Source organism: Streptomyces sp. NPDC111744 (assembly GCF_055634995.1).
On sequence record NZ_JBVKCG010000009.1, the window covers coordinates 36105 to 51629 of the forward strand.

The following is a 15525-nucleotide window of genomic DNA, read 5'->3' on the forward strand; positions in this document are numbered from 1 at the left end:
CGCGGTGAGGTTTGCCGCCAGCGGGGCGCTCGCGGGGTGAGGTTTGCCGCCAGCGGAGCGCTCGCGGGGTGAGGCTTTCCGCAAGCGGAGAAGCTCGCGGGGTGAGGCTTTGTCCCCGCAGGGTGAGGCATTGTCACAGCCACCCGCTAGCCTTTTCAGCCTCAGCAGCAGTGGTTTCCAGCAGGCGGTAGGCAGATGGACTTCCCGGCGGACATTCCCGCGGACTTCCCGGCACAGGCACAGCCCCACCCGCACGGCGGTTGGCCCGGCAACGAGCTGGAGGAGGTCCTGTCGGCCTCCCTCGGCGTCCCCGCGGCGGCGGGCCGGCTCATCGAGGTACTGGGCCGGAGCTTCCTGTGGGTCCCGCTGCCGGAGGGCGGCGGCCCGCACAGCGGCTCGCTGGACCTGCCCACCACGGAGATCCAGGGCCAGGTGTACGTCCCGGTCTTCAGCTCCGAGGAGCAGTTCCGACTGGTGGTCGGCTCCCATCTGTCGTTCACGATCGCCCCGGCCGTCGAGTTCGCCCGCGGTCTGCCCCCGCAGGTCGGCATCGCCGTGAACCCCGGGGGAGTGGTGGGCGTCCCGCTGCCGCCGGAGGCGGTCGCCGAGCTGTGCCGGTCCGGCCGTACCGAACTGGACGGCGCCGCCTCGGGCGGCCGGGTCCGTCTCTTCGAACCGGACTGGCAGGACGACCCGATGGACTTCCTGACCGCGGCCGCCGCCGAGTTCGCGCAGACCGGCGTGGTGGCCACCGCCCGCCGCTGCCTGGCCGCGGTCGAGACGGCGGACCCCGTGATGTTCGTGGGCATCGAACTCTCCCGGTGGGAGGGGGACATAAGGGCGCTGCCCCTGGAGGCGCTGGGCAAGGCCCTCGGCAGGGTCCCGGTGAAGTGGCCGGTGAACCTGGTCCTGCTGGACGTGGCGGACGACCCGGTGGGCCACTGGATGAGGGAGAACGTCCGCCCCTTCTACCAGTACGGCCACTAGAAGCCGGCGCAGCGGCAGCCGAGCCAGGAGGGGGCCGAGGCGGGGCGGCCACCGCGAACCCGCACCCGCCGCCGGACAATCTGCGCCACCCCCCTTGGCGCTTAAGCTGTCTCCAAACGCGGGGCGACCTCCAACGCGGGGCAACTCAATGAAGGGGCGGTAACACGTGAGCGCCAGCGGCACCGCGGCGACCGGACAGGTCGAGCACATGCTGCGCCAGGTAACCCCCGGGCGCTACGACGCCTACGAGGCACTCCTCCGCGCCCTCGCCACGCCCTCCTCCGGCCAGATCTGGATGCTGCTCTGGCACGGCCAGGCCGGCTCCCCCGACGCCCAGTACGGGAACATGGAGGTCGACGGTCACGGCTACGCCCCCTGCGTGACCTCGGCCCAGGAACTGTCGGCGAGCGGCTGGAACCGTTCGTACGAGGTGGTCGACGGCCTCGATGTGGCCCGCACGCTCTATCCCGACCACTACGGCCTGTGGCTCAACCCGCACGCCCCCGGCGGCGGCGTCGGCATCCCCTGGCTGGACCTGCGCCGGATGGCGACCGGCCTGGACCGCCAGCCCGCGGGGCCGCTGCGCCTCGCGGAACCGGCCATCGAGGTCCCCCAGTTCTATGCGCTGCTGTCGCAGAACGCCCACCGTACGCCCGCGATCCGCTCACTGCGGCGCGCCTGGGTGCAGCCGGCGCTCGGGGCGCCGTATCTCGCGATCGGGCTCGACGTGTACGACACGTCGCCGCCGGCCGTGGACTCGGTGCGGGCGATGATGCAGCAGTCGATCGGGGCGGTGCCGGACGGACTGCCGGTGTCGACGGTCGCCATGACCGACGAGTACGACCCGGTGGTGATGTGGATGCGCGCGACGGCACGGCCGTTCTACGACCGCGAGGCACACGCCCCGGCCCCGGCGGCGGGGTACGGGTATCCGCCCGTGCGGTACTGACCCAGCGAACAGTGGGGCCCGCCCTGTGAAACAGGGCGGGCCCCACTGTGATTTCTGGCGTACGCCGAGGCCTCCGCCGATTTCTTTCTTCGGCTTCGGGTGCAGGCCTCATTCTTGCTCTGGCACGAGGCGAAAAGCGGGTACGCGGTGATGGCGTCCACGGTGTTCGACTTCACCTTCACCACACTGCAGTTCGGCTTCTCCACCTACTTGGTGGTGGAGAAGGGTGTACTGGACCTTCGGCTGGACGTAGCCGTAGGAATGGCCAGCCACCGGCAGGGTGAAGGAGACGCTGTTGTCCTTCTTGGTCTGCTTGGTCACGTTGTACGCGTAGCTTCCGTCGACCTTGATCTTGACCATCTTGCGGATCTCCCACCGACCTCGCCTCCCCGGCAGGACGCCGGGTCCTTCGTGCCGGATGTCCGCCGCCCAGCAATTCTTGGTCGGTGAGCGGCTTTGCTCTCCGCCGATGGCGAAGAATTTATCTGGCGGAAATTGAGGCTGGCAAGCGGATTCGAATTACTGCACGCGAACACCCTCAAATGACGCTCAAATTCCACTTCCGCTAGACTCGGCCCATCCGTGATTGCGTCGAATGTCCGCCCTGTGGGCGGGTAGGAAAGTGACCTCTTACTGTGAACCGGAGAGCGCTCCCTGTGATGTGACATGGGTCACTCTCTCCTCCCCTAGGGGGCTTGGGCCCGCCTCGGTCCCGCTGGCTTTCGTCTTCGCGCGTAGATGAAGGCGAAAAGGGTTGATTGCGACCTTCCTGGGGTGATTGACACCGTCCGACTCCCGCCACCTACCGTTCGGATAACGGAATCCCTCGGACTGCATCACGGTTGCGCATACTTTCTCCGTCAGATCTGGCGGGTGATCGCGGCGAAGCTGAAGACTCGCCAGTCAGGCCCGAGGTTTAAACCTCGGATCGAGCAAGTCGACAAAGCCGCAATCAGCGGCTGGCGTAGGCCGGTTACCACCGGCGAGAGGGGTCGGGTCACAGTGACCGCACCGATCGAGACCACCGGAGCGGCATCCGAAGTGCAGCCGGAGGCTGTGCTGGAAGGTGTCGGCAAGGGTCAGATCGAGGGCCGTTCCCTCGGGCAGATCGCCTGGACCCGGTTCAAGAAGGACAGAGTCGCCGTGGTCGGCGGCATCGTTGTCGTCCTGCTGATTCTCGTCGCGATCCTCGCCCGCCCCATCCAGGCCCTGCTCGGCCTCGATCCCAACGCCTTCCATCAGGACCTGATCGACGCCAACACCTCGCTGCCGACCGGCGGCTGGGGCGGCATGAGCCTCGATCACCCGCTCGGCGTGGACCCGAAGTTCGGCCGGGACATCGCCACCCGCGTCCTGGAGGGCTCCTGGGTGTCGCTGGTGGTCGCCTTCGGCTCGACCATCCTGTCGAACGTGATCGGCGCGATCATGGGTGTCGTCGCGGGCTACTACGGCGGCCGTGTCGACTCGGTCATCAGCCGGCTGATGGACACCTTCCTCGCCTTCCCCCTCCTGCTGTTCGCCATCGCCATCTCCGCCACCCTCCAGGGCGGCGCGTTCGGCCTGAACGGACTGCCGCTCCACCTGAGCGTGCTGATCTTCGTCATCGGCTTCTTCAACTGGCCCTACCTGGGCCGGATCGTGCGCGGCCAGACCCTCGCCCTGCGGGAGCGCGAGTTCGTCGACGCCTCCCGCGGCATGGGTGCCAGGGGCCCGTACATCCTGTTCCGTGAGCTGATGCCCAACCTGGTCGGCCCGATCATCGTCTACTCGACGCTGCTGATCCCGACCAACATCCTCTTCGAGGCGTCCCTGAGCTTCCTCGGCGTCGGCATCCAGCCCCCGCAGGCGTCCTGGGGTGGCATGCTCCGCGAAGCCGTGACGTACTACCAGGTCGATCCGCAGTACATGATCGTGCCCGGCCTTGCCATCTTCATCACCGTCCTGGCGTTCAACCTGCTCGGTGATGGTCTCCGCGACGCTCTCGACCCGCGCAGCCGCTGACGCCTGCTGTCACCGAGAGTCCGATTAAGTTTCCGACAATGGAGGGGAACCCACCCATCATGCGAAGGTCAGCGCTGGCCGCGATCGCGGCCATCGGCTCCGCCACCCTGCTGGTTGCAGGGTGCAGCAAGGCCGATGACAACAAGAACGGCAACGGCGGCAGCTCCGCCGCGGCCAACGCGGCTACCAAGGGTGTCGTCAACGCGTCCGACAAGAAGGGCGGCACGGTCACCTACGAGCTGTCCGACGTCCCGGACTCGTTCGACCCCGGTAACACGTACTACGCGTACATGTACAACTTCAGCCGGCTGTACGCCCGCCCGCTGATGACGTTCGAGCCCGGCCCCGGTTCCAAGGGCAACACCCTGGTCCCGGACCTTGCCGCGAGCAAGGGCGTCCCGAGCGACGGCGGCAAGACCTGGACGTACAAGCTGCGTTCGGGCCTGAAGTACCAGGACGGCACGGCGATCACGTCCAAGGACGTCAAGTACGCCGTCGAGCGCTCCAACTTCGCGCGTGACGTGCTCTCCCTCGGCCCGAACTACTTCCAGCAGTTCCTGGTCGGCGGCGACAAGTACAAGGGCCCCTACAAGGACAAGAGCGCCAAGGGTCTCTCGTCCATCGAGACCCCGGACGACACCACGATCGTCTTCCACCTGAAGCAGTCCTTCCAGGAGTTCGACTACCTGGTCTCGGCCCCGCAGACGGCACCGGTCCCGCAGGCCAAGGACAACGGCGTCGACTACGTCAAGAACATCGTGTCCTCGGGCTCGTACCAGTTCCAGAGCTACCAGGACGGCAAGCAGGCCGTGCTGGTCCGCAACAAGAACTGGGACCCGAAGACCGACCCGCTGCGCAAGCAGCTGCCGGACAAGATCATCGTCAACCTGAAGGTGAACCCCGAGACGGTCGACAAGGACGTCCTGGCCGGCGACGCGATCGACCTCGGCGGCACGGGTGTCCAGGCCGCCACGCAGGCCCAGGTGCTGACCGACTCCGCCAAGAAGGCCAACACGGACAACACCTACGGCGGCCGTCTGGTCTACATGGCGATCAACACCAAGCTGAAGCCGTTCGACAACGTCGCCTGCCGCAAGGCCGTCGAGTACGCGATCGACAAGGTCTCGGTGCAGACCGCCGAGGGCGGCCCGATCCGCGGTGACGTCGCCACCACGGTGCTGCCGCCGGACATCCCGGGCTACAGCAAGTCGGACGTCTACGCCACCGCCAGCAACAAGGGCGACGTGGCCAAGTCCAAGGACCAGCTGAAGGCCTGCGGCAAGACGTCGATCAACACCAACATCACGGCCCGCTCGGACCGCCCGCAGGAGATCGACGCCGCCACGGCGATCATCAACTCGCTGAAGAAGGTCGGCATCAACGCCACCCTCAAGCAGTACCCGTCGGGCAAGTACTTCACCGACTACGCGGGTGTCCCGAACTTCGCCAACAAGCAGAACGTCGGCCTGATGATGATGCAGTGGGGTGCCGACTGGCCGTCCGGCTACGGCTTCCTGCAGCAGATCCTGAACGGCCAGGCGATCAGCCAGTCCGGTAACACCAACCTGTCGCAGTACGACAACAAGTCGGTCAACGACCTGCTGGCCAAGGCGATCGGTACGCAGGACGACACCGCGCGCAACACCATCTACACGCAGATCGACAAGCAGACCATGGACGATGCCGCCCTGGTGCCGCTGACGTACTTCAAGGTCCTGCTGGCCCGCCCGACCACCTACACCAACCTGGTCTCCACGGCGGCCTTCAGCGGTCAGTACGACTACCTCAACATCGGCGTCGCGTCGAAGTAGCAGCCCCGGAAGGCAGGTGAAGGCATTGGTGCCCGCGGGCCGAGAGGCCCGCGGGCACCAGCGCCGATCCCCGTGATTTCGTACATCCTCCGTCGGACGCTCGCAGCGGTGATCCTGCTGCTGGTCGTCTCCGCGGTCACCTTCGCCATCTTCTTCGTGCTGCCGCGGCTGGCCGGGCAGACCGCTGATCAGCTGGCGCAGCAGTACATCGGCAAGAGCCCGTCGAAGGCGGACATCGTCGCGGTCAAGCACAATCTCGGTCTGGACCAGCCCGTCTACGTCCAGTACTGGCACTTCATCAAGGGGATCGTCTCCGGCGCCACCTACGACCTGGGCCCCACCACGGTGCACTGTGACGCGCCGTGCTTCGGCTACTCCTTCAAGACCCACCAGGCGGTCTGGCCGCAGCTGACCTCCCGGATGCCGGTGACCCTCTCGCTGGCCCTCGGCGCCGCCGTCCTGTGGCTGGTCTCCGGCGTGGCGATCGGCGTGGTCTCCGCACTGAAGCCGCGCTCCATCTTCGACCGCACCTTCATGGGCGTGGCCCTCGCCGGCGTCTCGCTGCCCATGTTCTTCACGGGCAACCTGGCGATCCTGCTCTTCACCTACCAGTGGCCGATCTTCGGCCGCACCTACGTCCCGTTGACCGAGAACCCGGCGCAGTGGGCCAACACCCTCATCCCCGCCTGGTGCTCGCTCGCTCTCCTGTATTCGGCCATCTACGCGCGGCTCACCCGCTCGGGCATGCTGGAGACGATGAACGAGGACTACATCCGCACGGCGCGCGCCAAGGGCCTGCGCGAGCGCACGGTCGTCGTCCGGCACGGACTGCGCGCCGCGCTCACCCCGATCATCACCGTCTTCGGCATGGACCTCGGTCTGCTGCTGGGCGGCGCGGTGATCACCGAGACCGTGTTCTCGCTGCACGGCATCGGCCAGTACGCGGTGCAGGCCATCGACGACAACGACCTGCCGCCCATCCTGGGTGTGACCCTGCTCGCCGCCTTCTTCGTCGTCATCGCAAATCTCCTGGTGGACCTGCTCTACGCGGCCGCCGACCCGCGGGTGAGGCTCTCGTGACCGAACTCTCCAAGACCGGCGCGGCCGTGGGCGAGCCCACGCCGTCCCACACGCCCGACGCCTTCCTCGAAGTCCGCGACCTCAAGGTGCACTTCCCGACGGACGACGGCATCGTCAAGTCCGTCGACGGGCTCAGCTTCTCGCTGGAGAAGGGCAAGACCCTCTCCATCGTCGGCGAGTCCGGCTCCGGCAAGTCCGTGACCTCGCTGGCCATCATGGGCCTGCACCGGCTCGGCGCCCGCGGCAAGAACGTCCGGATGTCCGGCGAGATCTGGCTGGGCGGCAAGGAGCTGGTGAGCGCGTCCCCGGACGAGGTACGCCGGCTGCGCGGCCGCGAGATGGCGATGATCTTCCAGGACCCGCTGTCCGCGATGCACCCGTACTACAAGATCGGCGACCAGATCGTCGAGGCGTACCGGGTCCACCACAACGTCACCAAGAAGGTGGCCCGCACCCGCGCCATCGAGATGCTCGACCGGGTCGGTATCCCCGAGCCCGCCAAGCGTGTCGACGGCTACCCGCACGAGTTCTCCGGCGGTATGCGTCAGCGCGCCATGATCGCCATGGCCCTGGTCAACAACCCCGAGCTGCTCATCGCGGACGAGCCGACCACCGCCCTCGACGTCACCGTCCAGGCGCAGATCCTCGACCTGATCCGCGACCTGCAGAAGGAGTTCGGCTCCGCGGTCGTCCTCATCACCCACGACCTGGGTGTGGTGGCCGAGATCGCCGACGACGTGCTGGTGATGTACGGCGGCCGGTGCGTGGAGCGCGGCCCGGTCGACGAGATCTTCGAGAAGCCGCAGCACCCCTACACGTGGGGCCTGCTCGGTTCGATGCCGCGCATCGACCGGGAGACCTCCGACCGGCTCATCCCGGTCAAGGGCCAGCCGCCGAGCCTCATCAACGTCCCCTCGGGCTGCGCCTTCCACCCGCGCTGCCCGTACGCGGACCTTCCCAAGGGGAACGTCACCCGCACGGTCCGCCCCGAGCTGCAGCAGGTCGACGGCGGCCACTGGTCCGCCTGCCACCTCTCGGCGGAGGACCGCACGCGGATCTGGACCGAAGAGATTGCGCCGAAGCTGTGAGTGAGACCAACAAGACCGATGACGCCGTCATCCCGCAGCAGGCGTCCGCTCCCGAGAAGGCGTCCGGGGACCGGGAGGTGCTGCTGAGGGTCGAGGGCCTGCAGAAGCACTTCCCGATCAAGAAGGGCATCCTGCAGCGGCAGGTGGGCGCGGTGAAGGCCGTCGACGGCATCGACTTCGAGGTGCGCAAGGGCGAGACCCTGGGCGTGGTCGGCGAGTCGGGCTGCGGCAAGTCGACCATGGGCCGGGTCATCACCCGGCTCCAGGACCCGACCGGCGGCAAGGTCACCTTCGAGGGGCAGGACATCACGCACCTGTCCACCGCGAAGATGCGCCCGCTGCGTCGCGACATCCAGATGATCTTCCAGGACCCGTACGGCTCCCTGAACCCCCGCCACACCATCGGCTCGATCGTCTCGGCGCCGTTCCGGCTGCAGGGCGTGGAGCCCGAGGGCGGCGTGAAGAAGGAGGTCCAGCGCCTCCTGGAGCTGGTGGGCCTGAGCCCCGAGCACTACAACCGCTACCCGCACGAGTTCTCCGGCGGCCAGCGCCAGCGCATCGGCATCGCCCGCGCGCTGGCCCTGAAGCCGAAGCTGGTGGTGGCCGACGAGCCGGTTTCCGCGCTGGACGTCTCCATCCAGGCGCAGGTCGTCAACCTCATGGACGACCTCCAGGAGGAACTGGGCCTCACCTATGTGATCATCGCCCACGACCTCTCGGTCGTCCGGCACGTCTCCGACCGCGTCGCGGTGATGTACCTCGGCAAGATCGTCGAACTCGCCGACAGCCCCAAGCTGTACGAGTCGCCGATGCACCCGTACACCAAGGCCCTGATGTCGGCGGTGCCGGTCCCGGACCCGAAGCGCCGCGGCCAGAAGAGCGAGCGCATCCTGCTCCGCGGCGACGTCCCGTCGCCGATCGCCCCGCCGTCTGGGTGCCGCTTCCACACGCGGTGCTGGAAGGCGACGGAGATCTGCCGGACGACCGAGCCGGCGCTCCTCGAACTCCGCCCGGGCCAGCGGGTCGCCTGCCACCACCCGGAGAACTTCGCCGACCAGGCCCCGCAGGACACGGTCCTGCTGAGCGCGGCGAAGGAGGCGTCGGAGCTGGTGGGCGAGGCGGTCCTGGAGGAGCCGGCGGAGACGCCGGTACCGGTGGCGGAAGCCACGGAAGCGGCGGCGGAAGCCACGGAACGGGCGGCGGAAGCTACGGAAGTGGCGGCGGAAGCTACGGAAGTGGCGGCGGAAGCCACGGAAGCAGCGGCGGAAGCCACGGAACCGGCGGCGGAAGCTACGGAAGTGGCGGCGGAAGCCACGGAACGGGCGGCGGAAGCTACGGAAGTGGCGGTGGAAGCCAAGGAACCGGCGGCGGAAGCCACGGAAGCAGCGGCGGAAGCCACTGAACGGGCGGCGGAAGCTACGGAAGTGGCGGCGGAAGCCACGGAAGCAGCGGCGGAAGCTACGGAAGTGGCGGCGGAAGCCACGGAAGCAGCGGCGGAAGCCAAGGAACCGGCGGCGGAAGCCACGGAAGCGGCGGAAGCCAAGGAAGCGGAGTCGGAGCCGGCGGCCGAGACTCCCGCAGTGGAGCCGGCGGCCGACGAAGCCCCGACGGCGGTCACCACCGAGGAGCCGGCGGCCGACGACGTCCGGGAGGGCCGGTCCTCCCGGACCGACGACGCCTGACGTCGGACGGCGCCGCCCGTCCTGAACACGACCCAACCGGCGGACTGTCCGCTCACCGCCCGCTATCGCCCCGCCGAGCACCCGTCTCGGCGGGGCGATTCGTCTGCCGGTACTCGCGTCGGCCATGACTGGCTGGCCGTTGGTGAACTATTTAAATGCCAGTGCGGGCATGCTGGGTTACCCTGCACCAGTGGTAGCGGAAGGAAGATAGGCGAGTCCGGCTTGGAGTAATTAGTCCGTATAGGATCTCATTCGTTCCGGGCGTGCCCTGACGGGGGTTTTCGTGGCTACTTTGGACGATAGGGTACAGTTTTGCGTTCTTGGCTCGCTGGAGGTCAGATTCGAGGGGAAAAGAGTATTCGTCACGGCGCCCAAACAGCAGGCGGTGCTTGCGTCGCTGCTGCTGGGTGCGAATGAGTTCGTATCGGTCGATAGCCTTGCCGACCATGTATGGGACGGCCGGCCGCCTTCTGCCTACCGTACGACGCTTCAGGCCTACGTCTATCGGTTGCGCCAGCTCATCGGGGGCAACCCGGGGGTCGAACTGGCCACGGGGAATGCCGGGTACATGCTTGAGGTCAATCCGACCGCATTTGATCTGCGAGTGTTTCGACAGAGAGTGCAGGCGGGCCGTGACCTCGTTCGTCTCGGAGATATCAGAGGATCTGCGCGGGAGCTGCGCGGGGCGCTGTCCTTATGGCGAGGAAATGCGCTTTCCGGAGTGCCGGGCGAGTTGCTCCAGCAGGAAGCACGCTTTCTTGAGAGCGAGCGGCTCGCGGCGTACGAGGAATTGCTGAGCCTGGAAATCTCCCTCGCAAACCACCGGCGTATCATTCCCGAGCTGACCAAATTGGTCAATGCGCATCCCCTGCGGGAAACTCTGGCGGCGCAGCTGATGCTGGCGCTCTACCGCTCCGGGATGCAGGCGGAGGCGTTGCAGGGCTATGCCCTCGCACGGAGCCGGCTGCGCGAGGAACTCGGCATCGAACCGGGCGTGGAGCTGCAGGAACTGCACAAAGGTGTGCTGAGCCGGATTCCGGCCGAGCAGATTCCGATCCCAGCCTGGCCGGATTGAGCGGTCCGCGTCCTGGAGGCCGTCCCGGCCGTGGCGACGTGCTCCTCCGCGCCGTCCGGGCCGGCCTCTGCGGATCTGCCGGTTCCCTCATTCCTGCAGGCGCCAGCCGGTGTTCCGGAGACTCGCACTGAGCGGCGCGGCGGCGGTCCTCTCGACCAGCAGTTCCACCAGCCCGCGTGGTGGGTCGGGAGCGTGTTCGATGCGCACGTCCTCGATGTTCACACCGGCCGCACCCGCGTCCGCCAGCAACTGGGCCAGCATTCCGGGACGGTCGGAGATCTCCACGGGCACCACCGCCAGCTCGAAGGGCGGCCGGCCCTCCTTCTGCGGTATGCGGGCGCGTCCGGTGGTGCCGCGGCGCAGCAGTTCCTCGATGTCCCGCCGGCTGCGCTTGCCGGCCACCTCGTCCCTGCTCGCCAGCGTGCGCAGCGCCGAGATCGCTCCTTCCAGGTCGTCCGCGAGGGCCTGGAGGACATCGGCGACCGCGGTCGCGTTGGCGTCCAGGATCTCGCTCCACAGACCGGGATCGCCGCCGGCGATCCTCGTCATGTCCCGCAGGCCCTGTCCGGAGATGCGGATGGCGCCGTCCTCGGCCGCCGCCAGACGGGCCGACATCAGGGCGGCGAGCAGATGCGGGGCGTGCGAGGTCAGAGCCACCGCGCTGTCGTGTTCGGAGGTATCCATCAGCACGGGAACGGCCCCGCACAGAGACACCATCTCCAGGGCGTGGTTGAAGGCGCTCTGCGCGGTGCGGTCGGAAGGGGTGAGGACCCAGTACCGGCCCTGGAACAGGTCGCCCCGGGCGGCCAGCGGTCCGGACCGTTCCCCGCCCGCCAGGGGATGACCGCCGACATAGCTGGCGGGATCGCCGCCGAAGGCGGACAGCTCCTCACCGGGACGGACCTTGACACTGCCGACGTCCGTGTAGGCGTGCGCGAGCCCGTTCTGCTGCCAGCGGGCCACCTCCGCGCTGATCCGGGCCGGCGGCACGGCGAACACGGCCAGGTCCACCGGGCCTTCCGGCAGGCCGAAGGAGCCGGCTCCCATGGCGGCAGCCGTCCGGGCGCTGGCGGGGTCGGCGTCGCTCAGGTACACGCTGACGCCCCGCCGGCTCAACGCGAGGGCGACCGACGTCCCGATGAGGCCGGTGCCGATGACTGCGGCGGACCTCATCCTGTCGGCCCCTCTCCGCCCGTCGTCCCGGTCGCGGTCGCGGCGCGGTGTCGCAGCGTCTCCGCCTCGACGAAGCGGGCGAGTCGTGCGATCCCCTCCGTGATCTCCTGCGGCGCCAGATAGCTGAAGGACAGCCGTAGCGTGTGCTCCCCGCCGCCCCGCGGATAGAAGTACGACATCGGCGTCCACAGGACCCCGAAACGCTCCGCCGAGCGGGTAAGCGCCGTGTTGTCCGCCCGGAAGCCGACTTTCATGGTGAGGAAGAAGCCACCACCCGGCTGGTTCCACCCCACCTTGAGCCGCTCGCGCTCCGCGGGAGGGAAGACCCGGGCCAGCTCGCGGAGTACGGTGTCCAGCCCTTCCCCGTAGTGCTCGGCGGCCTGGACGTTCGCCTGCGACAGCCGTCCGCCCGAGGCGAGCAGGACACCGGCCACGGCAGCCTGGCTGAGCGGCGGCGTGTTGACCGTGACCATGCTCTTGATCTTCGCCAGCTCGGTGGCCAGGAGTCCGGTCTCTCCCCGGCCGTCCCGCACGGGTTGATCGGCGACGACGAAACCGACCCGGGCGCCGGGGAAGACCGTCTTCGCGTACGAGCCGAGGTGAATGACGCGGTGTCCGCGGTCCAGCGACTTCAGCGTGGGCGGCTGGGCGCCCCGGCTGACCAGACGGTACGGGCTGTCCTCGATGATCAGGACGTCGTGGCGCTCCGCCAGTTCGATCAACCGGCGACGGCCCGGTTCGGACAGGGTGTTCCCGGAGGGGTTGGAGTGTTCGGGCACCAGATAGCAGGCGACGGGGCGCCGGCCGGCAGACAGCTCCCGCTCGATCGTGGCCTCGAACTCCTCGCAGGAGAAGCCGTCCTCGCTCTCCTCGACCTCGGCGACCGCGATGTCCAGCAGGGACGCCGCGCCGGTGATCCCGACATAGCACGGACTCGATACGAGCAGCACCTGGTCGGGTCGTGAGAACAACGCTCGGAGCACCAGAACCATGGCCTCCTGCGCGCCCACCGTCACCACGATCGACTCCGCCGTCACGTCGATGTCCTCGTCCGCGCGAAGGGAGTCGGCGATCAACTCGCGAATCTGTCCGGCCGAAGGGCCGTACTGGTAGAGGGAGTTACGGATCCGCTCGGGCGGCATTCCCTGTTCCGCGAGATGGTCGAGGTAGCGCTGAATGGCGGTGAGGATCTGATCGGTTTCGAAGAAGCCTTCGAAGGGACGTCCCGGGGCGAACGAGATCGCCTCCGGGTAACGGTCGGTGATCTCGTTGAGGAAGTTCATGGAGTCGAGCAGCGGGTCCGAGACGCTCGGGTGCAGATCGTCCTTGCTCAGCGGTCCCCGCCGGCCTGCGGGGACCGGCCCGGGGGAGGGATCCGTGGCGGCCGGTGACGGTGGGGGCTCGTGACGGGATGTCTCCGGGGCCAGGTCGACCCGGGTCGAACACGTGTCGGCCACCGAACGGGTGCCGGTGAGGGCCATGGCGTCGGTGAGTTCGGCGCGCAGGACATCCATCACCCGGGCCGCACCGGCCTGTCCCTCGACGGCCAGCCCGTAGAGCACCGGGCGGCCGAGCAGCGCGGCGTCGGCGCCCAGGGCCAGCGCGGTCAGGATGTCCGTGCCGCGCCGGATCCCCCCGTCGATGAGCACGGGGCGGGATCCCGCCACCGCCTGTGCCACTTCGGCCAGCACGTCCAGCGTGGCCGGGGCGGAGTCGAGTTGGCGGCCCCCGTGGTTGGACACCACCAGGCCGTCGACTCCTGCGGCGCACGCGTGCACCGCGTCCTCGGCCGACATGATCCCCTTGACCAGCAACGGCAGGTCGCTGACCGAGCGCAGCCACTCCAGCACCGACCAGTCCAGCGCGGGGTCGAGCGCGTCACGGCCATGGTCCGCGGGCGAGTCGAACCCCTTTCCGGGCAGGTTGGCCGGCCGGACACCCGCAGGGAGCCGGAAGGAGTTGCGGACGTCCCGCAGCCGGCGTCCCAGATGCGGGGTGTCGGCCGTGAGGACGAGGGCCTCGAACCCGCAATGCTCCGCACGCCGGATCAGGTCCTGTGTCACGGCACGGTCGCGGAAGCAGTACACCTGCAGCCACAACGGGCCGGTCGCCGCGGCGGCCAGTTCCTCGAAGGTGCGGCCGGCGAACGTGCTCACGACCACGGGAAGTCCCGCCGCGCCGGCCGCCCGTACGGTGGCCAGTTCGCCATCCGGATGGGCCAGCGTGTGATAAGCGACGGGGGCGACTCCGAAGGGCGCCGCCCACTCACGGCCGAGGATCTTGACCGCGGTGTCGGGCCGGCCAGTGCCGGCGAGCGCCCTGGGGCGCAGGCGCGCCCGGTCGAACGCGGACCGGTTCGCCGCGAGGGTGCGCTCCTCGCCCGCACCGCCGCTGATGAAGTCCCAGACCTGCGGTGCCAGCCGCGGCCGTGCCAGCCGGGCGATGTCGGCCAGGGAATGGGCGTCTGCGGCCCGGACGGCCGGGGAAAGCGTGGACCGGTTCACGCGGGGGACACCCGCTCCCGCTCGACGGCCTCGTACAGGGCGCGGATGTTGGCGCTTCCGAAGCCCTGGGCGCCGCGCCGCTGTATCAGCTCGTAGAACAGCGTGTTCCGCTCGTGCGGAGAACGCGAGAACAGCTGGAGCAGATAGCCCCACTCGTCGCAGTCGGCGAGCACGTTCGTGTCCGAGAGGTTCGATATCTGCTCACGCATGACGGGAATTCGATCGACCAGCATTTCATAATACATGTCGGGCGTGCGCAGGAATTCGACACCGCGGTCGCGGAATTCCCGTACCGCGGCGACGATGTCGTCGACGAGAAACGCCAGATGCTGGACGCCGGATCCGGAATTGCGCTGGAGGAACGCGTCGATCTGCCCGGGTTCACGCGTCGGGTCGGGCTCGATGATAGTGAAGGTGACACCACCGGAAGGGCTGCGGACCACGACCGAGTCCATGGCCTGAGTGCCCACCTCCACGTATTCGCTGTAATAGCGCTCGCACCCGAAGCCGTCGATGTAGTACTGCACGGCACTCTGCAGGGTGCCCGCGTCGAGGCAGACCGCCACATGGTCCAGCGAGAGGACCGGGTGCCGCTCCGCGCCGGTAGGCGCGCCCGCCCGCACCTCGGTCCAGTTTCGGTCGGCCGGCCGGCGACCGGAGTCGCCCCGCACCGCCTGGACCAGGGTGTGCCGGACGTCGCCGAAGCCGGAGACCACGCTGGTGTCCGGTTCGGAGGGCAGTACCCGGCCGCCCGCGGCCACCGCGGAGGCGGTGATCGCGGAGACGTCGTCGCATGCCAGCGCAATGTCGGCGACACCGTCCCCGTGCTGCTCGACGAAGGACTCGGTGGCCGGGCCGCTGGACACGACCAGGTGGACCCCCCCCTGGCGCAGCAGCGACGAATTGATGCGGGCCGATTCGGAGACTGCCGTTTCCTGGAATCCGAAGGACGCGGTGAAGTAATCGACCGTCTTGTGTCGATCCACCGCGTACAACTCGACGTAGGAAATTCCTCGTGCAGTCATGCCATTCCTTCCGACCTGAGTGGAGGTATTTCGGACTGAACTTGCCCGACGAAGGCTGGCATGCCGTCAGTGCCGACTACAAGGAAAATCATTGCGCCGCCGATAAGGCGCCAGCAGGCTGCCAGAGCAGCGTCAGAGAGCCCCCACGGG

The 15525-nt window shown here is 68.3% G+C and carries 11 protein-coding genes and 2 pseudogenes; 8 read left to right on the forward strand and 5 right to left on the reverse strand.

The window, feature by feature from the left end; all coding sequences use genetic code 11:
- Positions 1 to 195: 195 nt before the first annotated feature.
- A complete protein-coding gene (locus tag ACZ7OO_RS21300; protein WP_471506547.1) occupies positions 196 to 987 on the forward strand; it encodes an enhanced serine sensitivity protein SseB in 792 nt (263 codons plus the stop codon).
- Positions 988 to 1153: 166 nt separating this feature from the next.
- Positions 1154 to 1936 (forward strand): enhanced serine sensitivity protein SseB C-terminal domain-containing protein, encoded by a 783-nt coding sequence (locus ACZ7OO_RS21305; protein WP_471506549.1) that lies wholly within the window; start codon positions 1154 to 1156, stop codon positions 1934 to 1936.
- A gap of 108 nt (positions 1937 to 2044) precedes the next feature.
- Here ACZ7OO_RS21305 and ACZ7OO_RS21310 read toward each other — a convergent pair whose 3' ends face one another.
- Entirely contained in the window at positions 2045 to 2296 is a 252-nt protein-coding gene (locus ACZ7OO_RS21310; protein WP_471506551.1) for a hypothetical protein, read from the reverse strand.
- 642 nt (positions 2297 to 2938) lie between these two features.
- Here ACZ7OO_RS21310 and ACZ7OO_RS21315 point away from each other — a divergent pair.
- The 6 genes and pseudogenes from ACZ7OO_RS21315 (at position 2939) to ACZ7OO_RS21340 (ending at position 10673) form a co-directional block, all read left to right on the forward strand.
- Positions 2939 to 3937, forward strand: coding sequence for an ABC transporter permease (locus ACZ7OO_RS21315; protein ID WP_471506553.1), 999 nt, complete (start codon positions 2939 to 2941; stop codon positions 3935 to 3937).
- Between the two features lie 59 nt (positions 3938 to 3996).
- Positions 3997 to 5748, forward strand: a complete 1752-nt coding sequence (locus ACZ7OO_RS21320) for an ABC transporter substrate-binding protein (RefSeq protein ID WP_471506555.1) — start codon at positions 3997 to 3999, stop codon at positions 5746 to 5748.
- 72 nt (positions 5749 to 5820) lie between these two features.
- On the forward strand, positions 5821 to 6828 hold the full coding sequence (locus ACZ7OO_RS21325) for an ABC transporter permease (protein ID WP_471506557.1): 1008 nt from the start codon (positions 5821 to 5823) through the stop codon (positions 6826 to 6828).
- Complete coding sequence (locus tag ACZ7OO_RS21330; protein WP_471506559.1) at positions 6825 to 7916, forward strand: ABC transporter ATP-binding protein; 1092 nt, start codon at positions 6825 to 6827, stop codon at positions 7914 to 7916. The genes ACZ7OO_RS21325 and ACZ7OO_RS21330 overlap by 4 nt, the downstream gene beginning before the upstream one ends.
- Positions 7913 to 9256, forward strand: a pseudogene (locus ACZ7OO_RS21335) (ABC transporter ATP-binding protein); the annotation flags it as partial. The gene ACZ7OO_RS21330 and the pseudogene ACZ7OO_RS21335, both read left to right, overlap by 4 nt.
- 625 nt (positions 9257 to 9881) lie before the next feature.
- Entirely contained in the window at positions 9882 to 10673 is a 792-nt protein-coding gene (locus tag ACZ7OO_RS21340) for an AfsR/SARP family transcriptional regulator (RefSeq protein WP_471506561.1), read from the forward strand.
- A gap of 87 nt (positions 10674 to 10760) precedes the next feature.
- On the opposite strand, the gene ACZ7OO_RS21345 is transcribed toward ACZ7OO_RS21340, so the two are convergent.
- The 4 genes and pseudogenes from ACZ7OO_RS21345 to hppD form a co-directional block, all read right to left on the reverse strand.
- Positions 10761 to 11846, reverse strand: coding sequence for a prephenate dehydrogenase (locus ACZ7OO_RS21345; protein WP_471506563.1), 1086 nt, complete (start codon positions 11844 to 11846; stop codon positions 10761 to 10763).
- Positions 11843 to 13129 (reverse strand): aminotransferase-like domain-containing protein, encoded by a 1287-nt coding sequence (locus ACZ7OO_RS21350; RefSeq protein ID WP_471506946.1) that lies wholly within the window; start codon positions 13127 to 13129, stop codon positions 11843 to 11845. Before ACZ7OO_RS21350 ends, ACZ7OO_RS21345 begins: the two co-directional genes overlap by 4 nt.
- A gap of 219 nt (positions 13130 to 13348) precedes the next feature.
- Positions 13349 to 14350 (reverse strand): annotated as a pseudogene (locus tag ACZ7OO_RS21355) (alpha-hydroxy acid oxidase); the annotation flags it as partial.
- Positions 14347 to 15375, reverse strand: a complete 1029-nt coding sequence (hppD, locus tag ACZ7OO_RS21360) for a 4-hydroxyphenylpyruvate dioxygenase (RefSeq protein ID WP_471506565.1) — start codon at positions 15373 to 15375, stop codon at positions 14347 to 14349. The pseudogene ACZ7OO_RS21355 and the gene hppD, both read right to left, overlap by 4 nt.
- Positions 15376 to 15525 lie beyond the last annotated feature (150 nt).